The sequence below is a fragment of the Streptomyces sp. NPDC044704 genome (assembly GCF_056433525.1).
Map to the genome: position 1 here is coordinate 52843 of NZ_JBWKGY010000016.1, position 24582 is coordinate 77424.

Consider the following 24582-nt stretch of genomic DNA (forward strand, 5'->3'; position numbering starts at 1 on the left):
TCGGGGCCGAAGGTCGGTCCGAGCATTCCGGGTGCCGTGAGAGACTGGTCTAGACAACCGTAAGAACCTGAAGGGCATCACCATGGCAGAGCGCCGCGTCAACGTCGGCTGGGCCGAGGGCCTGCACGCTCGTCCCGCCTCGATCTTCGTCCGTGCGACGACCGCTTCCGGCGTCCCGGTGACCATCGCGAAGGCGGGCGGCGACCCCGTCAACGCCGCTTCCATGCTGGCGGTCCTGGGCCTGGGCGCCCAGGGCGGCGAGGAGATCGTGCTCGCTTCCGACGCCGAGGGCGCGGACGCCGCGCTCGACCGCCTCGCGAAGCTGGTCGCCGAGGGCCTCGAGGAGCTCCCGGAGACCGTCTGACCCTTCGGGTCCGGTGACAAGCCGTACGAACGGCGGAGCCGCAGCCCCCGGTGATCCCGGGGACTGCGGCTCCTTCGTTTTCGTACGGCCGGCACTTCGTACGGCCGGCACTTGCTCGACCGGCCGGGCGAATACCGAAAAGCGGCCGCATGGAAAAGCACGGCCGCACCGGTCCGCCTCAATTGCGTAATTCCATTCGCCCGCACAGGCCGGAATACACGGCACCCGTGAACCGTCCGGCGCCGCGCGAATATCCGGCCACCTTTGTATACGGCTCTTGTTAATGCCGGCCGCTCGACATGTTTACGGCAGGTTGCAGAGTCCTCACCCGCGGCCGATGGGCCTCGGCCGCGCGCGCCGCGTGCTGCGCCGTCAGGGCCCTGGCCCGCTCGGCGTCCCCGCGCGCGACGGCGTCCACGATCCCGCCGTGCTCCGCCCAGGACTCCACGGGGCGCACGGGGGCCTCCACCGCGTACATCCAGGCGATCTTGCGCCGGGTCTGGGTCAGCAGCGAGACCAGCCCCGGGCTGCCGGAGGCCTGGGCGAGCGTCTCGTGGAACCAGGCCCCCAGGTCCCGCAGATCCTCCCCCTGGCCCCTGCGGGCCCGCTCCTGGCCCAGCCGGACCAGTCCGCGCAGCACCTTCAGGTGGGCCTCCGTACGCCGGCGGGCGGCCCTGGAGGCCGCCAGGGGCTCCAGCAGCATCCGCAGCTCCAGGAGGTCGGCGGCCTCCTGTTCGGTCGGCTCCGCGACGCAGGCGCCCGCATGGCGGCGCGTGGTGACGAACCCCTCGGACTCCAGGGTGCGCAGCGCCTCGCGGACCGGGACGCGCGAGACCCCGTAGCGGCGGGCGAGCACCTCCTCGGTGAGCCGGCCGCCCGGCCCGAAGAACCCGGAGACGATATCGTCGCGGATCGCTGTGCATACCGCGTGCGCAGGAATACGCAAGACCGGACCTCCGCGTGATTTCGGCTGCCGGCGCCGTCGCCGGAATCGTGACCGTGCTGCGACTCTATTGCAACACACGATAATTTCCGAGGACGGCCGGAAATCCGAAACAATTCACGCCACGCGGGACACGCCGCGGAACGCGAAGAAGACCCCGGCTCGGTGAGCCGGGGTCTTCTTCGTGGAGCGAGTGCGGGGCCGCGCGGATCCGCGTGGATCAGAGGCGCACGCCGTGGCTGCGCAGGTACGCGACCGGGTCGATGTCCGAGCCGTACTGGGCGCCGGTGCGGGCCTCGAAGTGCAGGTGCACGCCGCTGGAGTTGCCGGTGGAGCCGGCGAGGCCGATCTGCTGGCCCGCGGTCACCTGCTGGCCGGCGGAGACGCTCAGCGCGGACATGTGCCCGTACTGGGTGTAGGTGCCGTCGTTGTGGCGGATGACGACGTTGTTGCCGTACGCGCCGCCGTTGCCGGCCTCGACGACCGTGCCGGCGCCGACCGCGCGGATCGTGGTGCCGAGGGAGGCGTGGAAGTCGATGCCCGTGTGGCTGCCGGAGGACCACATGGCGCCGCCCGCACCGTACGAGGTGCTGACGTAGGAGCCGTCGACGGGCGCGACGTAGGTGTTGAGGCGCTTGCGGGCCTCCTCGCGGGCGGCGCGCTCGGCGGCCTCACGCTCGGACTTCGCCTTGGCCTCCGCGGCCTCGGCGGTGCGCTTGGCCTCTGCGGCGCGCTGCTTGGCGTCGGCGGCGGCCTGCGCCTGGGCGGCGACGGCCTCGGCGTCACGCATCTGGGACGCGGCCTGGGCCTCGATGTCGCCCTGGAGGTCGTCCGCGACGACGACCGGGTTCTGGCCGGTGTCCTCCATGGAGGGGCCCGAGTTGTCAGCGGCGAAGGCGGGGGCCGCCAGGGTGCCGACCACGCCCGTGGTGGCGAGGGCGGCTATGCCGGCGTAGCCGGCGGTCTTGCGGCTCAGACGGCTGGAGCCGCGGTGCTTGCCGGAGCCGGTGGGACGACTGCCAAACGCCATGAAGGGGGTGATCCTTTCCTTCCCTCTCGCCTACCGGGTTAGCTGACGGGTTCGGAGCAGGAAGGTCTCCTACGGGCCTCCTCTTGCGAGGCGGTCCGATTCACCCCAGGGACTGTGGGTCCCCGGCTCCCCAGGCTCGCGCCTGACGGGGACTCGGCGATCACTGTCCGGTGCCGCGGATGCGGCGGGCACAACTGACGAACAGCAGGGCCGACGCTAGGCGGATCATCAGTGGATCGCCAAACAGACGAGCCCAATTGTTGCGTACGCCACACCGCATACGAGCAACCACACCACTAAACGGACAAAAGGGGCTCCGATGGATATTCCATCAGAGCCCCTTGAGAATCGGTCAGTTACCGGTGGAGCGGCGGTCGCCCGCCGCTCGATCCCCGGTCACGCACTGGTCAGTTGGTGACGACGCTCACTGCGCCGATCCCCAGCGCCCGCACGGGCTCCGCGATCTGCGCCGCGTCGCCCACCAGGATCGTGACGAGACGGTCCACCGGGAAGGCGCGCACGACGGCCGAAGTCGCCTCCGCCGTACCGGTTTCGGCCAGCCGCGCGTACAGCCGGGCCTGGTAGTCGTCCGGCAGTTCCTGCTCGACCTGGTCGGCCAGCGTGCCCGCCACGGAGGACGCCGTCTCGAACTTCAGCGGGGCCACGCCCACCAGGTTCTGCACCGCCACGTCCCGCTCGGCGTCGGTCAGGCCGCCCTCCGCGAGGGTGCGCAGCACCTTCCAGAGGTCCTCCAGCGCCGGGCCGGTGTTCGGGGTGTCCACCGAGCCGCTGATGGCGAGCATCGAGGCGCCCTTGCCGTCGGCGGTGGAGCGCAGCACCTGCCCGAAGGCGCGGACGCCGTAGGTGTAGCCCTTCTCCTCGCGCAGCACCTTGTCCAGGCGGGAGGTGAGGGTGCCGCCGAGGCAGTACGTGCCGAGCACCTGCGGGGCCCAGACGATGTCGTGGCGGTCCGGGCCGATCCGGCCGATGAGCAGCTGCGTCTGGACCGCGCCGGGCCGGTCGACGATGACCACGCGGCCGGTGTCGTCGGCGGTCACCGCCGGCACCGGGCGGGGCTCGGCGGTGTCGCCGGTCCAGCCGCCCAGGGTGTCGGCGAGGACGGCGTCCAGGTCGATGCCGGTCAGGTCGCCGACGACCACCGCGGTGGCGGTGGCCGGGCGCACGTGGGCCTCGTAGAAGGCGCGTACGGCCCCGGAGTCGATGCGGGCCACCGTCTCCTCGGTGCCCTGGCGCGGCCGGGACATGCGCAGGGTGGCCGGGAAGAGCTCCTTGGAGAGTTCCTTGGCCGCGCGGCGCTGCGGGTTGGCCAGCTCGTGCGGGATCTCGTCGAGCCGATTGCGCACCAGGCGGTCCACCTCGCTGTCGGCGAAGGCGGGAGCGCGCAGCGCCTCGGCGAGCAGGCCCAGCGCCTTGTGCAGGCGGGAGGCCGGGACCTCCAGGGAGACCCGCAGACCGGGGTGGTCGGCGTGCGCGTCGAGCGTGGCGCCGCAGCGCTCCAGCTCGGCGGCGAACTCCTCGGCGGAGTGCTTGTCGGTGCCCTCCGACAGGGCGCGGGCCATGATGGTGGCCACCCCGTCGAGGCCCTCGGGCTCGGCGTCCAGCGGGGCCACGAGGTTGACCTCGACCGCCACCACCTGCTGGCCCGGACGGTGGCAGCGCAGCACGGTCAGGCCGTTGGGCAGCGCGCCGCGCTCGGGGGCCGGGAAGGCCCACGGCTTGGCCTCGCCGGGCTGCGGCTGCGGGTGGAAGGTCATCGTGACGGCTGCGGTGTCGCTCACTGCTCCGCCCCTTCGTTCTCGTTGCTCTCGTTGCTCTCGTCGGCGTCGGACCCGGCCAGCGGCTCGTAGACCAGGACCGCCCGGTTGTCGGGGCGCAGTCTGGCCGCGGCCACGGCCTGCACCTCCTCGGCGGTGACGTCGAGGACGCGCTGGACGGCGGTCAGCGCCAGCTGCGGGTCGCCGAACAGCACCGCGAAGCGGCACAGTTCGTCGGCGCGGCCGGCCACCGTGCTCAGCCGGTCCAGCCACTCGCGCTCCAGCTGCGCCTGGGCGCGCTCCATCTCCTCGGCGGTGGGGCCCTCGGCGGCGAACCGCGCGAGCTCCTCGTCCACGGCCGCCTCGATGGCGGGCACCTCGACGCCGCTGGAGGTCTTCACGTCCAGCCAGCCCAGCGAGGGCGCGCCGGCGAGGCGCAGCATGCCGAATCCGGCCGCCACGGCGCTCTGGTCGCGGCGTACCAGGCGGTTGTGGAGGCGGGAGGACTCGCCGCCGCCCAGGATGGTCAGCGCCACGTCGGCGGCGTCGCACTCGCGGCTGCCGTCGTGCGGAAGGCGGTAGGCGGCCATCAGCGCGCGCGCCGGGACCTCCTCGACGATCTCCTCGCGGAGCTGGCCGCCCATCACCTCGGGCAGGGAGCCGTCGCGCGGCGGCTGCTTGCCGTCGTGCGAGGGGATGCTGCCGAAGTACTTCTCGACCCAGGCGAGCGTCCGCTCGGGGTCGATGTCGCCGACGACCGACAGGACGGCGTTGTTCGGTGCGTAATAGGTACGGAAGAAGTTGCGCGCGTCCTCCAGGGACGCGGCGTCCAGGTCGGCCATCGAGCCGATCGGGGTGTGGTGGTACGGGTGGCCCTCGGGGTACGCGAGGGCGGTCAGCTTCTCGAACGCGGTCCCGTAGGGGACGTTGTCGTAGCGCTGGCGGCGCTCGTTCTTGACGACGTCGCGCTGGTTCTCCATGGACTCGTCGTCCAGGGCGGCCAGCAGCGATCCCATCCGGTCCGCCTCCAGCCACAGGGCGAGTTCCAGCTGGTGGGCCGGCATGGTCTCGAAGTAATTGGTGCGCTCGAAGCTGGTGGTCCCGTTGAGGGAGCCGCCGGCGCCCTGGACGAGCTCGAAGTGCCCGTTGCCCGGTACGCTCGCCGAACCCTGGAACATCAGGTGCTCGAAAAGGTGAGCCAGGCCGGTCCGCCCCTTGACTTCGTGGCGCGAGCCGACGTCGTACCAGAGGCAGACGGCGGCGACCGGGGTGAGGTGGTCCTCGGACAGCACCACGCGCAGGCCGTTGGCCAGCCGGTGCTCGGTCGCTGTCAGGCCGCCGGAGCCGGCCTGAGCTGTGGCCGTGTGACCCATGGGCATGTGGTCCCTTCGATCGCGATGCAGAGATTTCTGTCAGACCTGCCACTGTATGCAAGCGCGTCGGCCACCGGAGAAGTTCCCGGTTGCCGCCTGCGGACTCCGTCCGGGGGACCCCCGGGGTCGGAGTCGGCATTGTCGGCGCCTCGGGCCACAATGGTCCGCGTCGCCCCTGCCGGACCGCCCGGCCGGTACCCGTACGTCCTGTACATCCCGTACACCCGATTCTTGGTTAAGGAGCCGCGCAGCGATGGCCCGCCGCAGCACGAAGACCCCGCCGCCGGAGGATTTCGAGGAGAAGATCCTCGACATCGACGTCGTCGACGAAATGCAGGGCTCCTTCCTCGAGTACGCGTACTCGGTGATCTACTCCCGTGCCCTGCCGGACGCCCGGGACGGCATGAAGCCGGTGCACCGGCGCATCGTCTACCAGATGAACGAGATGGGCCTGCGCCCCGACCGCGGCTACGTGAAGTGCGCCCGCGTCGTGGGCGAGGTCATGGGCAAGCTCCACCCGCACGGCGACGCGTCGATCTACGACGCGCTCGTGCGCATGGCCCAGCCCTTCTCGATGCGGCTGCCGCTGGTCGACGGCCACGGCAACTTCGGTTCCCTGGGCAACGACGACCCGCCGGCCGCCATGCGTTACACCGAGTGCCGCATGGCCGACGCCACGTCGCTGATGACGGAGTCGATCGACGAGGACACCGTCGACTTCACCGCCAACTACGACGGCCAGGAACGCGAACCGGTCGCGCTGCCCGCGGCCTACCCGAACCTGCTGGTCAACGGCGCCTCGGGAATCGCCGTCGGCATGGCCACCAACATGGCCCCGCACAACCTGGGCGAGGTCATCGCGGCCGCCCGCCACCTGATCCGCTACCCGGAGGCGGACCTGGAAGCGCTGATGCGCTTCGTGCCGGGTCCCGACCTGCCCACGGGCGGCCGGATCGTCGGGCTCTCCGGCATCAAGGACGCCTACGAGAACGGTCGGGGCACCTTCAAGATCCGCGCGACGGTGGCCGTGGAGGACGTCACTCCGCGCCGCAAGGGCCTGGTCGTCACCGAACTGCCCTTCACGGTGGGCCCCGAGAAGGTCATCGCGAAGATCAAGGACCTCGTCGGTTCGAAGAAGCTCCAGGGCATCGCCGACGTCAAGGACCTCACCGACCGCTCGCACGGCCTGCGCCTGGTCATCGAGATCAAGAACGGCTTCCACCCGGAGGCCGTGCTGGAGCAGCTCTACAAGCTGACGCCGATGGAGGAGTCCTTCGGCATCAACAACGTCGCCCTGGTCGACGGACAGCCGCTGACGCTGGGCCTCAAGGAACTGCTGGAGGTCTACCTCGACCACCGCTTCGAGGTCGTCCGCAGGCGCAGCGAGTTCCGCCGCGGCAAGCGGCGCGACCGGCTCCACCTGGTCGAGGGCCTGCTGGTGGCCCTGATCGACATCGACGAGGTCATCCGGCTGATCCGCGAGAGCGACAACTCCGCGCAGGCCAAGGAGCGGCTGATCGAGCACTTCTCGCTCAGCGAGATCCAGACGCAGTACATCCTCGACACCCCGCTGCGCCGGCTGACCCGCTTCGACCGGATCGAGCTGGAGTCCGAGCGCGACCGGCTGACCGGCGAGATCGACGAACTGACCGGCATCCTGGACTCCGACGGCGAGCTGCGCAAGCTCGTCTCCTCCGAACTGGCCGCGGTGGCGAAGAAGTTCGGCACCGAGCGCCGGACGGTGCTGCTGGAGTCGGGGGCCGCGGCCGTCGCGGCGGTCCCGCTGGAGGTCGCGGACGACCCGTGCCGGGTGCTGCTGTCCTCCACCGGCCTGCTGGCCCGTACGGCGAACGGCGACCCGCTCCCCGAGGAGGAGGGCGGCTCCCGCGCGAAGCACGACCTGATCGTCTCCCAGGTCGCGGCGACCGCGCGGGCCGACGTGGGCGTGGTGACCTCGTACGGACGGCTGCTGCGCCTCTCGGTGATCGACCTGCCGCAGCTGCCGGACACCCACGCCGCGCCGAACCTGGCCGGCGGCGCCCCCGTCGCGGAGTTCCTCTCCGGGCTGGAGGCCGACGAGAGCGTGATCTGCCTGCTCACGCTCGACGAGTCCTCCCAGGGCCTGGCCCTGGGCACCGAACAGGGCGTGGTCAAGCGGGTGGTGCCGGACTACCCGGCGAACAAGGACGAGCTGGAGGTCATCACCCTCAAGGAGGGCGACCGGATCGTCGGGGCGGTCGAGCTGCGCACCGGCGAGGAGGACCTCGTCTTCATCACCGACGACGCCCAGCTGCTGCGCTACCCGGCGGGCCAGGTGCGCCCCCAGGGCCGGCCCGCGGGCGGCATGGCGGGCATCAAGCTCTCCGAGAACGCCAAGGTGATCCACTTCTCGGCGGTGGACCCGGGCCGGGACGCCATGGTCTTCACCGTGGCCGGATCGCACGGCACGCTGGACGACTCGGTGCGCTCCGGCAAGCTCACCCCCTTCGACCAGTACCCGCGCAAGGGCCGGGCCACCGGCGGCGTGCGCTGCCAGCGGTTCCTGAAGGGCGAGGACGTCCTCGTACTGGCCTGGGCGGGCGGCGTCCCGGTCCGGGCCGCCGCGGCCAACGGCACTCCGGCCGCGCTGCCGCCCGTGGACCCGCGCCGCGACGGCTCGGGGGCGGCGCTGCCCGCCGTCGTCGAGGCCCTGGCGGGGGGCGTGTTGTAGCACGCGAGGGGCGCGGGGTTCGCGGGCGATGCGGTTGGCGCACCCCGCACCCCGCGCCCCGACTAGTGTTTTCCCCGTACACGCGGGTGGGGGGAGAACACAGCTGATGAGTCGTCGGTCCAGCGGGTTGATCGGGGTCTGGGCCGAGGCCCAGCGGCAGCAGCAACGGACGCAGCTGATCCAGCAGCGCGAGGCGGAACGCCGTCAGCGGGCCTACGAACGGGACGTGGCCCGGGGCCAGCGGGAGCAGCAGGCCGCCTACAAACAGCACCGCGAGGCCGAGGCCCGGCGCCGCACCGAGCGGATCGACGCCGAGGTCGCGGCCCTGCAGGGCATGCTCGCGGCGGGCTGCCGGGCGCCGGCCTTCAGGATGTCCGCCCTGGTCCGCTCCGAGAGGCTGGAGCCGTTCAACCCCGGCACGCTGGCCCAGCCCGTGCCCATGCCGCACCTCCAGCAGTTCCAGCAGCAGAGCGGCGGCTGGAACCTCGGCCCGGGCCGCCGCGCGCAGGCCGAGCGCGAGGCGCACGACCGGTACACGCAGGCCTGGCAGGCCGCGCACGCCGCGGACCAGCAGCGCCTGCGGCAGCTGGCGGCGTACCGGGAGCAGTACGACCGGTGGGCGGCCGGGCAGCTCGCCGAGGTGCGCCGCCACAACAGCGGGCTCACCGAACTGGCCGGGGCGCTGCGCGCGGGCGACGCCGAGGCCGCCGTCGAGTACTTCTCCGCGGCCCTCTACGCCTCCACCGCCTGGCCCGAGGACCTGCCCCGCCAGGTATCGGCGGCCTACGATCCCGCGGCGCGGCAGCTGGTGCTGGACTGGGAACTGCCGCGCTTCGAGGTGGTGCCGGAGGCGAAGTCCGTCCGGTACGTGCCGAGTACCGACCAGGACAAGGAGACGGCCCGGCCGGCCACGCAGCGCCGGGCGATCTACCGGGACCTGCTGGCGCAGTGCGTCCTGCTGGTGCTCCGCGAGCTGTACGCGGCGGACGAGTTCGGCGCGCTGGACTCGGTGGTGGTGAACGGGTTCGTGGACGACCACGATCCGGTGACGGGCCGGGAGGCACAGATCGTACTGGCCACGGTGATGGCCCCGCGTACGGCCTTCTCCGGGCTGCGCCTGGAGCAGGTGAGCGCGGTGGACTGCCTGGTCGACGGTCTGCGCGGGCAGTTGTCGGCGCGGCCCGACCAGCTGACGGCCGTACGGGCGGGCCGCGGGCCGGGCGAGGTCGGCGGGGGCGTGGTCCGGCACGGCGGGCACGGGGAGGGGGGCGAAGGGGAGCCCGACCTCTTCGCGATGGACCCGATCGCCTTCGAGAACCTGGTCGCGGAACTGTTCCGGGCCATGGGCATGGAGGCGGTGACCACGCAGCGGTCGGGAGACGGCGGCGTGGACGTCGAGGCGCTGGACCCGGCGCCGATCCGGGGCGGGCGGATCGTCGTCCAGGTCAAGCGGTACCGCAACACGGTCCCGCCGACGGCGGTGCGGGACCTGTACGGCACGGTGCAGGACGCGGGGGCGAACAAGGGGGTGCTGGTCACCACCTCGTCCTTCGGGCCGGGTTCGTACACCTTTGCCAACGGCAAGCCGCTGGAGTTGGTTCCCGGGGTGGAGCTGGTCGGCCTCCTGCACCGGTACGGGCTGCGGGGACGGCTGGGCGACGGCTCCTCCCCGTCCGTAGCCGTGGCCTCCCCGGGCGTTCCGGCCCCGCGCGCTCCCGAGCCCGAGGCGGTCGCGCCGGACCGCAACGTACTGGGCATGTCCTGGTCGGGCTCCGTCGCGCTGGACGTGTGCGCGCTGGTCTGCGAAGGCGGCCGGGTGCTCAGCGAGGACCACTTCGTGTTCTTCAACAACCCGCGGACCCCGGACGGTTCGGTCCGCTCCCGCCCGCACTTCGCCCCCGACAAGGCCGCCGTCGAGGTCGGCTTCGACGACCTCCCCCAGCGGGCCGACCGGCTGGTGCTGGTCGCCGCGATCGATCCGGAGGTCAATCCGGACGCCGATCTGGCGGGGTTCACCGACGCGCGGATCCGGCTGCTCGGCGCGGCCGGCGAGGAGATCGACCGGCTGGAGGTCTCCGACGGCCGGGCGGGCGAAACCGCCCTGGTCCTGGGTTCCTTCCGGCGCCGCCCGAACGGCGACTGGAAGTTCGTCATCGGCGGCAAGGGCTACCGGGGCGGCCTGGAGGACCTGCTGCGCGAATACGGGGTCGAGGTGGCCTGAGCAACCCCCGGCCGCGAGCTCCGGTCGGACCTCACGGCCGGCGCCGCTCAGCCGTCCGCCGGCCCGCCCTCCGGCTCCCCGGGCCCGCCCTCCGGCTCCTCCGGTCCGCCGCGCGGTACGTACCGCAGCACCCCCCACATGCTCTCCGGGCGGGCGTCCTGCGGGGCTTCCTCGCGGCACGCCTCCAGCTCGCGCAGCAGGCCCGGTCCGTCGATGCCGGAGCCGATCAGGACGAGCCGGGTCCGGCGCGGTTCGCCCCGCGCCCAGGGGCCGGGGACGAACCTCAGGAAGCGGCCGACCGCGTGGACCTCGTAGCGCTCCTCGTGGCCGGGGACGCCGAACCGGACGAAGCCCTTGATCCGGTAGAGGCCGGCCGGGCGGCGGTCGAGGAAGTCGATGAGGCGGCGCGGGGAGAGGCCCTGGTCGGAGGTGAACTCGACGCTCTCGTAGGCCGCGTGCGCGTGCGCGCGGTGGTCGTGACCGCCGTCGTCGGCCTCGGCCAGCAGGTCCTCGAAGGAGAGCTGGCCGCGGGTCTCGGTCCAGGGGCGGCGGTCGAAGAGGAGTTCCGGGTCGATGCGTCCGTGGTCGGCGCCGATGACGGGGGTACCCGGCGCGCAGAGCGCGCCGAGCGCCGTCTCGATCCGGGCCCGTTCGGCGGCGTCGACCCGGTCGGTCTTGTTGAGGACGACCAGGTCGGCGACGGCGAGGTGGCGGTCCGTCTCGGGGTGCCGGGCGCGGGTCGCGTCGAACTCCGCCGCGTCCACGACGTGCACCATCCCGCCGTAGCGGACGGCCGGGTTCTCGTTGGCCATCAGCATCCGGATCATCTCCTGCGGCTCGGCGAGTCCGCTGGCCTCGATGACGATCACGTCGATCCGGTGGGCGGGGGCGGTGAGCTTCTCCAGGTACGCGTCCAGTTCGCTGCCGTCGACGGCGCAGCACAGGCAGCCGCCGCCGAGGGAGACCATCGAGTCGCCGACCTGGCCGGCCACCGACATCGCGTCGATCTCGATCGACCCGAAGTCGTTGACGACGACCCCGATCCGGGTTCCTCCCCGGTTGCCGAGGAGGTGGTTGAGCACGGTGGTCTTGCCGGATCCGAGGAATCCGGCGAGGACGACGACGGGGACGCTCCGCTCGGGCTGCCTGCTGTTCACCCGGCCGATGGTAACGAGGCCGCGTCAGTCCAGGAGCGGCACGGGCTGCGGAGGGGTCGGGCCGGTGTAGCGGGCGGCCGGGCGGATGATCTTCGAGTCGGCGGCCTGTTCGAGGACGTTCGCGCTCCAGCCGACCACGCGCGCGGCGCAGAAGGTCGGGGTGAACATCTCGCGCGGCAGCCCGCACAGCTCCATGACCACTCCCGCGTAGAACTCCACGTTGGTGTGCAGCTCGCGGCCCGGCTTGAGCTCGGCGAGGATCTCCTCCACCTGCCGTTCGACCTCGACGGCGAACTCCACGAGCGGTCCGCCGAACTGCCCGGCGATCTCGCGGAGCATCCGTGAGCGCGGGTCTTCGGTGCGGTAGACGGGGTGTCCGAAGCCCATGATGCGGTCCCCGGCGAGGACCCGTTCGCGGATCCACGGCCCGATGCGGTCGACGGTGCCGATGGCGTCGAGGGTGTCCAGGGCCCGGCTGGGGGCGCCGCCGTGCAGCGGGCCGGAAAGGGCTCCGATCGCGCCGGTGAGGCAGGCGGCGACGTCGGCTCCGGTGGAGGCGATCACGCGGGCGGTGAAGGTGGAGGCGTTGAAGCCGTGGTCGACGGTGGAGATCAGGTACCGCTCGACAGCGCGGGTCCGCACGGGGTCGGGTTCACGCCCGGTCAGCATCCAGAGGTAGTTGGCGGCGTAGGGGAGGTCGTCGCGCGGGTCCACGGGTTGCAGGCCCTGGCCGAGCCGGTGGAGCGCGGTGAGCAGGGTGGGCACCGCGGCGCAGGCGGCGAGGGCGTCGGTGGTGCGGCGTTCCCCGTCGAGGTCGAAGACGGGACGGAAACCGGCGGAGGCTCCGAGGAGCGAGAGCGCGGTGCGCAGTCCGGCGAGCGGTCCGGAGGCGGCGGTGGCGCGGGCGAGCGCGGGGAGGGCCTCGCGGACCTCGGCGGGCAGGTGCCGCAGCGGGGCGATCCGTGCGGTGAAGGCGGCCCGTTCGGCGGCGTCCGCGGGCAGTGCGCCGTGGAACATCAGGTGCCACACGTCCTCGAAGGTGCGGCTCGCGGCGAGCTCGACGGCCGAGTACTGGCGGTAGTGGTAGAAGCCCTCCAGGCCGCGGACGTCACCGAGCCGGGTTTCGGTGACCACGACTCCGGCGAGGCCACGGGGTACTGCGACGGTGGTGTTCATGGATCGACCATCCATGCTTGAATCAATCCTTGTCAATATTGATTGAATCAACATATGTAGGCTGTGCGTCATGACCGAACAGCCAGCCGCCGACGGCACGCGCCGGCTCACCACCCAGGAGGCCGCGCTCGCCCTCGGGGTGAAACCGGCGACCGTGTACGCGTACGTCAGCCGGGGCCAGCTCAGCAGCCGCCGCGACCCCGTCGGCCGCGGCAGCACCTTCGACGCGGGCGAGGTGGACGCGCTGGCCCGGCGCAGCCGGCGCGAGGCGGCGGCTCCCGCCGGGGAACTCTCCGTACGCACCTCGCTCACGCTCATCGAGGCCGACCGGTACTACTTCCGGGGCGTGGACGCCGTCGAGCTGGCGTCCCGGCACCCGTACGAGGAGGTCGCCGAGTGGCTCTGGACCGGCGGCCTGCCGCGCGGGGCCCGCTTCACCGCTCCCCCCGAGGCGCTCGCGGCGGCCCGCCGGTCGGTGGCCGCGCTCCCCGAGCACAGCGGGCCAGTAGACCGGCTGCGGGTGGCCGTGGCGGCCGCCGCGGTGACGGACCCGCTGCGCTTCGACCTGTCGGAGGAGGCCGTACTGGGCTCCGCGCGCTGCCTGGTCCCGACGCTGGCCGGCGCCCTGCCCGCGCTGGGCCCGGCCCCCGGGGACGGCGCCACGGTCGCCCGGGAACTGTGGTCCCGGCTGACCGAGGCGGATCCGGAGCCGCGGGCCCTGGAGGTGCTGGACCTGGCCCTGGCCCTGCTGGCCGACCACGACCTGGCGGCCTCCACCCTGGCCGTACGGGTGGCGGCGTCGGCGCGGGCCCATCCCTACGCGGCGGTCTCGGCGGGGCTCGGCGCGCTGGAGGGGCCGCTGCACGGCGCCGCCGGGCGGCTCGCCCACCGGATGCTGGTGGAGGTGCTGGAGCGGGGCGGGGCGGCGCCGGTGGTGGCGGAGTACCTGCGCGCGGGGCGGCGGGTGCCCGGGCTCGGCCACCGGCTGTACCCGGGCGAGGACCCGCGGGCAAGGGCGCTGTTCGGGCGGCTGGACGGCCTGGCCCAGGCGGGTCCGGCGCTGGACGCGGCGCGGGACGTGGCGGCGGTGATGGCCCGGCACGGGCTGCACCCCAACGTGGACCTCGCGCTGGCGGTGTTCACCGTGTCCTGCGGGATGCGGGCGGAGGCCGGGGAGACGGTGTTCGCGGTGGCCCGGACGGCGGGCTGGATCGCGCACGCCCTGGAGGAGTACCAGGAGCGGCCGCTGCGGATGCGGCCGAGCGGGCAGTACCAGGGCCCCCGCCCACCACAGCCGGTGCCGTGACGGGCGAGCCCTCCGGCCGGGGGCGGTCCGGCGGCGGCGTCAGATCCGCAGCCAGACCGCCGTGTCCTGCGCCGGTACGGGCAGCACCGGAGCCCGGCGCCGCCGAAGCCGGACACGTCCCGGCGCAGCCGCAGGGCGGCGGCGCGGGCCCGGCGGGTGCCCAGCGCCAGGTCGGACGCGAGCGATGTGCGTAGACGAGGGAATTCCGCTCAGGCCGAAGCCGACCTACGGTGCTAGTCATGCGGTTCCTCCCCACCAGCGCTCGGCGCCTCGGGCTGCCCAGACGGGCCGTCTCCCAGATCCTGCTGACCCAGCTGGCCATCGCCGCCGGGGTCCTGGCGCTGGCCACCGGGCTGTTCCTGGCACCGCTCAGCGCCCAGCTGGACGACCAGGCGATGCGCCGCGCCCTGGCCATCGCCCAGAGCGCGGCGGCCGACCCGTCCCTGGCCGCCGACCTCCTGAGGTCCGGCCCCACGGCGGACTCCGCCGTGCAGTCCGCGGCCGAGCGGATCCGACGGGCGACCGGAGCCGAGTACGTGGTCGTCCTCGACCTGGACGGCATCCGGCGCTCCCATCCGAGCACCGACCTGATCGGGCTTCCCGTCTCCACCGACCCCAGCGACGCCCTGGCCGGCCGCGAGGTCATGGAGATCGACGAGGGCACTCTGGGGCGCTCCGCCCGGGGCAAGGTCCCGCTCGTCGCCGCCGACGGGGAGATCGTCGGAGCCGTGTCGGTGGGCATCGCCTACGACAACGTCCGGGACCGGCTGCTCGGAGCCATCCCCGGCCTGCTCGCCTACGCCGGCGGCGCCCTGGCCGCCGGGGCGCTCGCCGCCTACCTGCTGTCCCGCAGGATCCAGCGGCAGACCCGGGACCTGGCTTTCTCCGACATCGCCGGGCTCCTCGCGGAACGCGAGGCGATGCTGCACTCCATCCGGGAAGGCGTCATCGCCCTCGACGGGAACGGCCGGATCCGGCTGGTCAACGACGAGGCCGCCCGGCTGCTCGGACTCACCCCGGACACCGCGCACACCCTCGCCGGCCTCCCCCTGGACGAGGTCCTCGGCTCCGGCCGCACCACCGACGTCCTCTCCGGCCGCGTCACCGGGCGCGACCTCCTCGCCGTCCAGGGTCCCCGGGTCCTGGTGGCCAACCGGATGCCCACCGCGGACGGCGGCGCCGTCGCCACCCTGCGCGACCGCACCGAACTGGAGCACCTCGGCCGCGAGCTGGACTCCACCAAGGGACTGATCGACGCCCTGCGCGCGCAGGACCACGAGCACGCCAACCGCCTGCACACCCTCCTCGGCCTGCTCGAACTGGGCCTGTACGAGGAAGCCGTCGAGTTCGTCACCGAGGTCGTGGGGGTGCACCGCACCACGGCCGAGCAGGTCACCGAACGGGTCCACGACCCCCTGCTGGCGGCCCTGCTGGTGGGCAAGGCCACCGTGGCGGCCGAGCGCGGCGTCCCTCTCCGGCTCGCCCCGACGGCCCTGCTCCCCGACCGGCTGGTGGACCCGGGCGGCCTCGTGACCATCCTCGGCAACCTGGTCGACAACGCCCTGGACGCGGCGGCGGGCTCGCCCGCGCCCCTGATCGAGGTCGACATCCGCGCGGAAGGCCGCACCGCCGTCCTGCGGGTGCGCGACAGCGGCCCTGGCATCCCCGCCGGACGCCGCGAGGAGATCTTCACGGAGGGCTGGTCGACCAAGCAGCCCAGGGCCCACCGCGAGCGCGGTCTGGGCCTCGCCCTCGTACGCCGCCTCGCGGAACGGCAGGGCGGCAGCGCCCGGGCCGGTGAAGCAGCGGACGGAGGGGCGGAGTTCTCCGTCGTACTCCCGGAGGCCCTGCGGTGAACGAGACCCCGATGCACGTATTGGTCGTCGACGACGACGTGCGTGTTGCCCTGATCAACGCGGCGTACGTGGCGAAGGTTCCCGGGTTCCGGGTCGCCGGCCAGGTCCATTCGGCGTCCGAGGCACTGGAGTTCCTCGCCGCCCACCGGGTGGACCTGGTCCTCCTCGACCACTACCTCCCCGACGGGAACGGCCTCGACCTGGTCCGCCGTCTGCGCCAGCTCGGCCACCACACCGACGTGATCATGGTCACGGCCGCCCGCGACCTGGCCACCGTGCAGGCGGCCATGCGCCTCGGCGCCCTCCAGTACCTGGTCAAGCCCTTCACCTTCGCCGGCCTGCGCGGCAAGCTCGAGGCCTACGCCACCCTCCACCGCTCCCTCGCCGCCGGCGGCGAGGCCGAACAGGCCGAGGTCGACCGGATCTTCGGCGCGCTCGCCGCGGCCGGCACCCCGAACGAACTGCCCAAGGGCCACTCCCCCACCACCGCGGAACTGGTCCGCCAGGTCCTGCGCGCCGCCGAGGGCCCCCTCTCGACGCAGCAGGTCGCCGACCGCGCGGGCATCAGCCGGCAGACCGCCCAGCGCTACCTGAAGCTGCTGGACCGCGCCGGCCGCGTCACCCTCGCCCTGCGCTACGGCGAGACCGGCCGCCCGGAGCACCGCTACGCCTGGCTGCCGCCCGGCGGGGCCTGAGCGGGCTCATACCGCCCCGGCACCCGTCAGCGAGCGGACCTCGGTCTGGGCGTGCTTGCGCTCGTCCGGCTCCTCACCGGAGGTGACCGTGCCCAGCCAGCCCGCCAGGAAGCCCAGCGGAATCGAGACGAGCCCCGGATTCTGCAGCGGGAAGTACTGGAAGTCGACGCCGGGGAAGAGGGATTCGGGACTCCCGGAGACCACCGGCGACAGCGCCACCAGCAGGACCGCCGGGACCAGCCCCCCGTACACCGACCAGACGGCCCCCCGCGTGGTGAACCCGCGCCAGAAGAGCGAGTACAGCAGCACCGGCAGGTTCGCCGAGGCGGCCACCGCGAAGGCCAGCCCCACCAGGAACGCCACGTTCAGGTCCTGGGCGAGCAGCCCGAGGCCGATCGCCACCGCACCGATCCCCACGGCCGCCAGCCGCGCCACCGTCACCTCGCTGCGCTGCCGGGCGTGCCGGCGCTTGAGGGAGGCGTAGAGGTCGTGCGCGACGGAAGCCGACGAGGCCAGGGTGATCCCGGCGACCACGGCGAGGATGGTGGCGAAGGCGATGGCCGCCACGAAGGCGAACAGCACCGCGCCCCCGGTGGACCCGGCGCCCCCGCCGAGGAAGGCGGCCAGCAGCGGGACGGCCGTGTTCCCCGAGGCGTTCGAGGCCCGCACCTCGTCCGGCCCCACCAGCGCGGCCGCACCGAAGCCGAGCACGATGGTCATCAGGTAGAAGCCGCCGATCAGGCCGATCGCCCACACCACCGACCGGCGGGCCGCCCGCGCGGTGGGGACGGTGTAGAAGCGCGACAGGATGTGCGGCAGCCCCGCCGTCCCGAGGACCAGGGCGAGGCCCAGGCTCATGAAGTCGAAGCGGGAGGTCCAGTCGCCCCCGTACTTGAGCCCGGGGGCCAGGAAGCGGCTGCCGTGCCCGCTGCGGTCGGCGGCGGTCGTGAGCAGCTGGTCGAAGTTCCCGTGGAAGCGCAGCAGCACGAGGACGGTCAGGGTCACCGCCCCGCCCATCAGCAGCACGGCCTTCACGATCTGGATCCAGGTGGTGGCCCTCATGCCGCCGAAGGTCACGTAGACCACCATCAGCGCGCCGACCCCGACCACGGTCAGGGTCCTGGCCCCGGGGCCGGAGTCCGCGAGCAGCAGGCCCACGAGGCTGCCCGCGCCGACCATCTGGGCGACCAGGTAGAGCACCGAGACCACGACCGAGGAGGTCCCGGCGGCGATCCGCACGGGCCGCTCGGCCATCCTGGCCGCGACCACGTCGGCGAGCGTGAAGCGCCCGCAGTTGCGGACCAGTTCGGCGACCAGGAAGAGGACCACCAGCCAGGCGACGAGGAAGCCGACCGAGTACAGCAGGCCGTCGTAGCCGAAGAGGGCGATCAGCCCGGAGATCCCCAGGAAGGACGCGGCGGACATGTAGTCGCCGGCGATGGCGAAACCGTTCTCCAGTGGGGAGAACAGCCGCCCTCCGGCGTAGAACTCCTCGGCCGAGCCGTGCCGGTTGCGGCTGACCCAGGTGGTGATGCCGAGGGTGACGGCGATGAACGCGCTGAACAGGATCAGCGCCAGCGTCTGGTGTTCGGTGGTCACCGGCCCTCCCCCCGGGCCCGGATCCGCTCCTGGTCGCGCTCCTGCTCGAACACCGTCCAGCGCAGGTCGAGCGCGGCCCGGTCCCGCCGCAGCCGCGCGTGCCGGGCGTAGGCCCAGGTCAGCAGGAAGGTGCTGAGGAACTGGCCGAGGCCCGCCAGCAGGGCCACGTTGACGGCGCCCGCCACGGGCCGGGCCATCAGCCCGGGCGCCGCCGTGGCCGCGATCACGTAGGCGACGTACCAGAGGAAGAAGGCGGCGGTCGCGGGGACGACGAACCTTCGGTAGCGGCTGCGGACCTCCTGGAAGGCGGCGCTGCGCTGCACTTCCAGGTAGATGTCGGATGCACCGGGCGCGGGACCGCCCGTCGGGGCCTGGCGCGGCGGGACCGTTTCCTCAACCTCGCCCCAGCCCACGGCCAGCGCGTCGTACCAGGGGTCGTCCAGCCGGATCGTTCCGGCATCGCGACCATCGTGCTTGTCCACCGAACTCTCCTTGTCCGCTGCCGCATTGGCCGCGTGCCCACAAGGATGTGCGGAATGAACGGTTTCCGGACTGGTGTCCCGGTGCTCTTCACTCCTTCAGGTGATGGAGTGAAGAGCACCGGTGTGCCGTGGAGCCGGAGGGTGTCCGCGTGTCAGGCGTCGATGCGCGAGCGGTCCAGGGTCGCCGCCGAGCTGGTGATGAACTCCTTGCGCGGGGCGACCTCGTTGCCCATGAGCAGGTCGAAGACCTGCTCGGCCGAGTCGAGGTCGCCGATGTTGATCCGGCGCAGCGTGCGGAACCGGGGATCCATGGTGGTCTCCGCGAGCTGGTCGGCGTCCATCTCGCCGAGGCCCTTGTAGCGCTGGATGGCGTCCTTGTACCGGATGTTCTTGCGCTGGTACTCCAGGAGGGTCTGGCGCAGCTCGTTGTCCGAATACGTGTAGACGTACTTGTCCTGGCCCTTCTTCGGCTGGACGAGCTCGATCCGGTGCAGGGGCGGCACGGCGGCGAAGACCCGGCCCGCCTCGACCATCGGCCGCATGTACCGCTGGAAGAGCGTGAGCAGCAGGCAGCGGATGTGCGCGCCGTCCACATCGGCGTCGACGAGCAGGACGATCTTGCCGTAGCGGGCCGCGTCCAGGTCGAAGGTGCGGCCCGACCCGGCTCCTATGACCTGGATGATCGCGCCGCACTCGGTGTTCTTGAGCATGTCCGAGACCGACGACTTCTGGACGTTGAGGATCTTGCCGCGGATCGGCAGCAGCGCCTGGAACTCGGAGTTCCGGGCGAGCTTGGCCGTGCCGAGGGCCGAGTCCCCCTCGACGATGAAGAGCTCGCTGCGGTCCACGTCGTCGCTGCGGCAGTCGGCCAGCTTGGCCGGCAGCGAGGAGGACTCCAGCGCGGTCTTGCGGCGCTGCGCCTCCTTGTGCTGGCGGGCCGCGATCCGGGTCCGGGCGGCCGCGACGATCTTCTCCATCACGGCGCGGGCCTGCTGCTTGTCGTCGCGCTTGGTCGAGGTCAGGAAGGCCTTGAGCTCCTTGGCGACGACGGCGGCGACGATCCGGGTGGCCGCCGAGGTGCCGAGCACCTCCTTGGTCTGGCCCTCGAACTGCGGCTCGGCGAGGCGGACGGTGACGACGGCCGTCATGCCCTCCATCGCGTCGTCCTTGACCACGTCGTCCTCGGCTACGCGCAGCAGCTTCGCCGAGCGCAGGACCTCGTTCACGGTCTTGGCGACCGAGCGCTCGAAGCCGGACACGTGGGTGCCGCCCTTGGGGGTGGCGATGATGTTGACGAAGGACTTGACGTTGGTCTCGTACCCCGTGCCCCAGCGCAGCGCGATGTCCACGCCCAGCTCACGGGTGACCTCGGTGGGGGTCATGTGGCCGCGGTCGTCCAGGACCGGGACGGTTTCCTTGAAGGTGCCCGTGCCGGTCAGGCGCAGGACGTCGCACACGCCCTTGTCCTGGGACAGGTACTCGCAGAACTCGCTGATCCCCCCGTCGAAGCGGAAGGTCTCCTCGGTCTTGCCGGCGCCGTCGATGGCGCGCTCGTCGCGGACGACGAGGGTCAGGCCGGGCACGAGGAAGGCGGTCTGGCGGGCGCGCTGGTAGAGCGTCTCCAGGTTGAGCCGGGCGTCCTTGAGGAAGATCTGGCGGTCGGCCCAGTAGCGGACCCGGGTCCCGGTCTTGCCCTTGGCGATCCGCTTGGCCTTGCGCAGGCCGTTGGCGGGGTCGAAGGGGCTGTCGGGGCCCTGCTCGGTGAACATGCCCGGGACGCCGCGGCGGAAGCTGATCGCGTGCGTCGAGCTGCCCCGGTCGACCTCGACGTCGAGGCGGGCCGACAGGGCGTTGACGACGGAGGCGCCGACGCCGTGCAGGCCGCCGGAGGCCGCGTACGAGCCCCCGCCGAACTTGCCGCCGGCGTGCAGCTTGGTCATGACGACCTCGACCCCGGAGAGGCCGGTCTTGGGCTCCACGTCGACGGGGATGCCGCGGCCGTTGTCCCGGACCTCGACCGAGCCGTCCTCGTGGAGGATCACCTCGATGTGGTCGCAGTACCCGCCCAGGGCCTCATCGACGGAATTGTCGATGATCTCCCAGAGGCAGTGCATCAGGCCTCGACTGTCGGTGGAGCCGATATACATGCCGGGGCGCTTGCGAACGGCCTCGAGGCCTTCGAGGACGAGCAGGTGCCGCGCGGTGTAGTTGGAACCGTCCCGGTCTGCTCCGGACAGCAGCGCGCTGGAAGGCACGGACGTGTCGGCGGTCACGCAGTTCGCTCCTCGCTGAATTTCTTTTCTGGCCCGGTCGGGCGCAGGGGTGGCTCGGGTGCCGGTCAGAGGGTACCGAGGCCTGGTAGAGCCGATGCAACGCCACCCTCGTGGGTTCCTCAGCCTAGTCCAGATCCGCACTGCTGTTCGATCCCCCGGGAGGGTGAAGCAAACATCACGTTCCCTTCCGCGCATGAACCATTTAGGGTTCGGGCACGTCCTCATGCACAACCGGCACTCACGCCGGCGAGGACGGAACTGCTACAAGCGAACGACTGACAACGCGAAACCGTAAAGCAACGCAATACGGCTCCTTCGCCGCCAACCGGCAACAGCCGGCCAGCTTCGGAAGGAAGTTTCGAGGAAAAGCCGCGAGCGGGAACGTTTTCGGCCTGGTTGGATGTTGACCCTGGTACGACAGCTCGTCGAGCTAGAGAAGAGGCGACGTGACTACTGTTCTGACACCCGCGACCCCGCTGACGGCCGCTGACCGATGCGACCGCTGCGGCGCCCAGGCATATCTGCGCGTCGTCCTCCTGAGCGGTGGTGAACTGCTCTTCTGCGCCCACCACGGGCGTAAGTTCGAGCCGGAACTCAAGAAGATCGCCGCGGAAATACAGGATGAGACCGAGCGGCTCACGTCCGCTCCGGCGGCCGCTGCCGCCGATACCGAGGACCGCTGACACAGGCCTGCACCTCGCATCCGACGAGCAAGGACCGGCCAGGCCGGTCGACGGGCGGCATCTCTGAGACCCAGAGATGCCGCCCGTCCTCATGCCCGGACACTTCCTCATGCCCGGACACTTCCTCCCGCCCTCCGGGCGCGCCGCTCGGCCCACGTCACCCCGCGTAAGGCCGTGAGGGGTGCCTGAGGGCCCTCCCGCCCCTCCCGGGGTGTCCTTACACCCCGCGCCGCCGCGCGCCGCTCTCGGGGCCGCTCACGAACGCGGCCAGAGGGGCGATCCGGGTGTAGACGCCCGGGCTGTCCGCGCGACCGCAGCCGCGCCCCCAGGACACCAGCCCGATGAGCCGCCCCTGGGCCACCAGCGGCCCGCCGCTGTCTCCCTGACAGGCGTCCTTGCCCCCGCCGGAAGCGCCCGCGCACACCATGGAGTCGGCCCGGTACTGTCCGTCCCGGTCCCCGGGGTACGCCCGCCGGCAGGTCTCGTCGTCCAGCACCGTGACCGTGGCCGCCCGGAGCCCGTACGCGTAGTCACCGAAGCCGCTCGTGTCCCCCCAGCCGTACACGGTCGCCTCGGTACCGGCGGCGTAGGCGGGGTCACCCGCCCCGGCCATGGGGAGCACGTGATCGGCGGGAAGGGCCTCGGCCAGCTCCAGTACGGCGAGGTCCCCGGCGTTGCTCGCCGCGTCGTAGTCCGGGTTCACCCGGGCCGCGCTCACCGCGACCTCCCGGCCGTCGGCGGTGCGCAGCTCCGTACGCCCCGTGATGACACGGAAGTCGGCGACCGATTCGACGGGACCGCCCAGCACCTGGCTCCCGAGGCAGTGGGCAGCCGTCACCACCGTGGTCGGTGCGACGACGACGCCCCCGCAGAACTGTCCGTCGCGGGTACCCCCGAACCGGTCACGGCTGGCGAGGGCCACCACCCAGGGGTTGTCGCCCGAGGTCACGGGCTTCCCACCTATGACCACGCTGTCCGCGACCGCCCGGGGCGCCTGGGTGAGCGGTGCGGCGGCCGCTCCCGCCACCAGCGTCAGCGCGCCCGCCAGGGCGCGGGCAAAGGGACGACGCATGAGGCCTCCTGACTCTGAGTGTGTATGACTCCACCCAGAGTGGGTTGCCCGGTGGCCGTGCGCACCCGCGCGGCCACCGGCGTACGCCCCTGCGGTCCGGTCCGGTCAGTCCAGGTAGTCGCGCAGCACCTGGGAGCGGGAGGGGTGGCGCAGCTTCGACATGGTCTTGGACTCGATCTGCCGGATGCGCTCGCGGGTCACCCCGTAGACCTTGCCGATCTCGTCGAGGGTCTTCGGCTGGCCGTCGGTGAGGCCGAAGCGCATCGAGACCACGCCGGCCTCGCGCTCGCTGAGCGTGTCCAGGACCGAGTGGAGCTGCTCCTGCAGGAGCGTGAAGCTCACGGCGTCGGCCGGTACGACCGCCTCGGAGTCCTCGATGAGGTCACCGAACTCGCTGTCGCCGTCCTCGCCGAGCGGCGTGTGCAGGGAGATCGGCTCGCGGCCGTACTTCTGGACCTCGATGACCTTCTCCGGGGTCATGTCGAGTTCCTTGGCCAGCTCCTCCGGGGTGGGCTCGCGGCCCAGGTCCTGGAGCATCTGGCGCTGCACGCGGGCGAGCTTGTTGATCACTTCGACCATGTGCACCGGGATGCGGATGGTGCGGGCCTGGTCGGCCATGGCGCGGGTGATCGCCTGGCGGATCCACCACGTGGCGTAGGTGGAGAACTTGTAGCCCTTGGTGTAGTCGAACTTCTCGACCGCGCGGATCAGACCCAGGTTGCCCTCCTGGATCAGGTCCAGGAAGAGCATGCCGCGGCCGGTGTAGCGCTTGGCGAGGGAGACCACGAGGCGGAGGTTGGCCTCCAGCAGGTGGTTCTTGGCGCGGCGGCCGTCCTCGGCGATGATCTCCAGCTCGCGCTTGAGCTTGGGCGCCAGCTTGTCGGAGTTCGCGAGCTTGTCCTCGGCGAACAGGCCCGCCTCGATGCGCTTGGCGAGCTCGACCTCCTGCTCGGCGTTGAGGAGGGGGACCTTGCCGATCTGCTTGAGGTAGTCCTTGACGGGGTCGGCGGTGGCGCCGGCGACGACGACCTGCTGGGCGGGGGCGTCGTCCTCGTCGTCGGAGATGACGAAGCCCTTGTTCTCGCCGCCCTCCTCCTCTTCGTCGGCCTCGGCCTTCACGGCGTCGGGCCCCTCCTCCGAGGTGTCCCCTTCGCCCTCGTCGGAGTCCTTCTTGGCCGCGGTCTTCTTCGCCGCCGTCTTCTTGGCGGCGGTCTTCTTCGCGGGTGCGGCCTTCTTGGCCGCCGTCTTCTTCGCCGCCGCCTTCTTCACGGCGGGCTCGGTTCCGGGCTCCGCCGCGAGGGCGTCGGCGGCGTTGTCCGTCGCCCCGGCCCCGGCCGGAGCGGCGTCGTCGGCCGCGGTCCCGGCGGCGGCCGTCGTCTTCGCCGCGACGGTCTTGGTCGCCGTCCGCTTCGCGGGGCTCTTCGCCGGCACGCTCTTGCGGGTGGTGCGCTTGGGCGACTCCGCGGCACTGACCATCAGCGTCACACCCTCTTCCTCGAGGATCTGGTTGAGGCTGCGCAGAACATTCTTCCACTGGGTCGCGGGAATCTGGTCAGCCTCGAAGGCCCGACGCACGTCATCGCCGGCGATCTGCCCCTCGGCCTTGCCCCGCTCGATGAGCGCCATCACAGACTCGGAATCGGCGATCTCCGGCGGGAGCGTACGGGATGTGCTGGCCGACACGAACAACCTCTCGGAACGATGGGAACGGCTTCCGACCCCGGTCTGGTGCTGGACCGGAGCCGACGACCACCGACTGGGGATGGGCCGGGGGCGCGGGCAGGGGCCGGGAGCTGCACAGCACCCCAAGGGCTGCTGTCTTCCCTCCGTCGGCCATCACCTCTTACGTCATCGCGTGACGTCGCGG

Annotated in this window: 18 protein-coding genes and 1 riboswitch; of the genes, 7 read left to right on the forward strand and 11 right to left on the reverse strand. The window is 72.1% G+C overall.

The window, feature by feature from the left end:
• The first annotated feature begins 82 nt into the window (after positions 1–82).
• Complete coding sequence (locus AC07B0_RS30380) at positions 83–364, forward strand: HPr family phosphocarrier protein (protein ID WP_007267025.1); 282 nt, start codon at positions 83–85, stop codon at positions 362–364.
• A 280-nt stretch (positions 365–644) separates the two neighbouring features.
• Here the strand turns inward: AC07B0_RS30380 and AC07B0_RS30385 are convergent, their stop codons facing one another.
• The 4 genes from AC07B0_RS30385 to AC07B0_RS30400 all read right to left on the reverse strand — a co-directional run bounded on the left by AC07B0_RS30385 (position 645) and on the right by AC07B0_RS30400 (position 5485).
• Positions 645–1310, reverse strand: coding sequence for a GntR family transcriptional regulator (locus tag AC07B0_RS30385; RefSeq protein WP_356874326.1), 666 nt, complete (start codon positions 1308–1310; stop codon positions 645–647).
• A 217-nt stretch (positions 1311–1527) separates the two neighbouring features.
• Positions 1528–2337 (reverse strand): M23 family metallopeptidase, encoded by an 810-nt coding sequence (locus AC07B0_RS30390; RefSeq protein WP_467296767.1) that lies wholly within the window; start codon positions 2335–2337, stop codon positions 1528–1530.
• Positions 2338–2349: 12 nt separating this feature from the next.
• A riboswitch (cyclic di-AMP (ydaO/yuaA leader) is annotated at positions 2350–2506 on the reverse strand.
• Positions 2507–2744: 238 nt separating this feature from the next.
• A complete protein-coding gene (locus tag AC07B0_RS30395) occupies positions 2745–4112 on the reverse strand; it encodes a M16 family metallopeptidase (RefSeq protein ID WP_478899397.1) in 1368 nt (455 codons plus the stop codon).
• A gap of 20 nt (positions 4113–4132) precedes the next feature.
• Complete coding sequence (locus tag AC07B0_RS30400) at positions 4133–5485, reverse strand: M16 family metallopeptidase (RefSeq protein ID WP_478899352.1); 1353 nt, start codon at positions 5483–5485, stop codon at positions 4133–4135.
• A 253-nt stretch (positions 5486–5738) separates the two neighbouring features.
• Here AC07B0_RS30400 and AC07B0_RS30405 point away from each other — a divergent pair, with 253 nt between their 5' ends.
• Together AC07B0_RS30405 and AC07B0_RS30410 are read left to right on the forward strand one after the other, a co-directional pair.
• Complete coding sequence (locus AC07B0_RS30405) at positions 5739–8195, forward strand: DNA gyrase/topoisomerase IV subunit A (protein ID WP_356874319.1); 2457 nt, start codon at positions 5739–5741, stop codon at positions 8193–8195.
• A gap of 106 nt (positions 8196–8301) precedes the next feature.
• Positions 8302–10416 carry a restriction endonuclease gene (locus AC07B0_RS30410; protein WP_478899354.1) on the forward strand — a complete coding sequence of 705 codons (2115 nt, stop codon included), beginning with the start codon at positions 8302–8304 and terminating at the stop codon, positions 10414–10416.
• A gap of 47 nt (positions 10417–10463) precedes the next feature.
• On the opposite strand, the gene AC07B0_RS30415 is transcribed toward AC07B0_RS30410, so the two are convergent.
• Both AC07B0_RS30415 and AC07B0_RS30420 read right to left on the reverse strand, forming a co-directional pair.
• Complete coding sequence (locus tag AC07B0_RS30415) at positions 10464–11573, reverse strand: CobW family GTP-binding protein (protein WP_469380965.1); 1110 nt, start codon at positions 11571–11573, stop codon at positions 10464–10466.
• Between the two features lie 24 nt (positions 11574–11597).
• The gene (locus tag AC07B0_RS30420; RefSeq protein ID WP_467296758.1) at positions 11598–12749 is read right to left on the reverse strand and encodes a citrate synthase; all 1152 of its coding nucleotides are present in this window, start codon (positions 12747–12749) and stop codon (positions 11598–11600) included.
• A 70-nt stretch (positions 12750–12819) separates the two neighbouring features.
• Between AC07B0_RS30420 and AC07B0_RS30425 the strand changes: the two genes are divergently transcribed.
• From AC07B0_RS30425 to AC07B0_RS30435, 3 genes are all read left to right on the forward strand, one after another.
• Positions 12820–14055 (forward strand): citrate synthase, encoded by a 1236-nt coding sequence (locus AC07B0_RS30425; protein ID WP_478899355.1) that lies wholly within the window; start codon positions 12820–12822, stop codon positions 14053–14055.
• A gap of 239 nt (positions 14056–14294) precedes the next feature.
• Positions 14295–15911, forward strand: a complete 1617-nt coding sequence (locus tag AC07B0_RS30430) for a sensor histidine kinase (protein ID WP_478899357.1) — start codon at positions 14295–14297, stop codon at positions 15909–15911.
• A gap of 11 nt (positions 15912–15922) precedes the next feature.
• Positions 15923–16606 carry a response regulator gene (locus AC07B0_RS30435; RefSeq protein WP_356874408.1) on the forward strand — a complete coding sequence of 228 codons (684 nt, stop codon included), beginning with the start codon at positions 15923–15925 and terminating at the stop codon, positions 16604–16606.
• 6 nt (positions 16607–16612) lie between these two features.
• Here AC07B0_RS30435 and AC07B0_RS30440 read toward each other — a convergent pair whose 3' ends face one another.
• From AC07B0_RS30440 to AC07B0_RS30450, 3 genes are all read right to left on the reverse strand, one after another.
• Positions 16613–18205 carry a solute symporter family protein gene (locus AC07B0_RS30440; protein WP_356874306.1) on the reverse strand — a complete coding sequence of 531 codons (1593 nt, stop codon included), beginning with the start codon at positions 18203–18205 and terminating at the stop codon, positions 16613–16615.
• Positions 18202–18687: a DUF485 domain-containing protein gene (locus AC07B0_RS30445; RefSeq protein WP_356874304.1), complete on the reverse strand. Its 486-nt coding sequence runs from the start codon at positions 18685–18687 to the stop codon at positions 18202–18204. Before AC07B0_RS30445 ends, AC07B0_RS30440 begins: the two co-directional genes overlap by 4 nt.
• Before the next feature lie 152 nt (positions 18688–18839).
• Entirely contained in the window at positions 18840–20960 is a 2121-nt protein-coding gene (locus AC07B0_RS30450; RefSeq protein ID WP_356874302.1) for a DNA gyrase/topoisomerase IV subunit B, read from the reverse strand.
• A gap of 446 nt (positions 20961–21406) precedes the next feature.
• Here AC07B0_RS30450 and AC07B0_RS30455 point away from each other — a divergent pair, with 446 nt between their 5' ends.
• Complete coding sequence (locus AC07B0_RS30455) at positions 21407–21643, forward strand: DUF7455 domain-containing protein (RefSeq protein ID WP_266573543.1); 237 nt, start codon at positions 21407–21409, stop codon at positions 21641–21643.
• Between the two features lie 217 nt (positions 21644–21860).
• On the opposite strand, the gene AC07B0_RS30460 is transcribed toward AC07B0_RS30455, so the two are convergent.
• Together AC07B0_RS30460 and AC07B0_RS30465 are read right to left on the reverse strand one after the other, a co-directional pair.
• Entirely contained in the window at positions 21861–22715 is an 855-nt protein-coding gene (locus tag AC07B0_RS30460) for a S1 family peptidase (RefSeq protein WP_356874299.1), read from the reverse strand.
• A gap of 105 nt (positions 22716–22820) precedes the next feature.
• A complete protein-coding gene (locus AC07B0_RS30465) occupies positions 22821–24398 on the reverse strand; it encodes an RNA polymerase sigma factor (protein ID WP_356874297.1) in 1578 nt (525 codons plus the stop codon).
• Positions 24399–24582 lie beyond the last annotated feature (184 nt).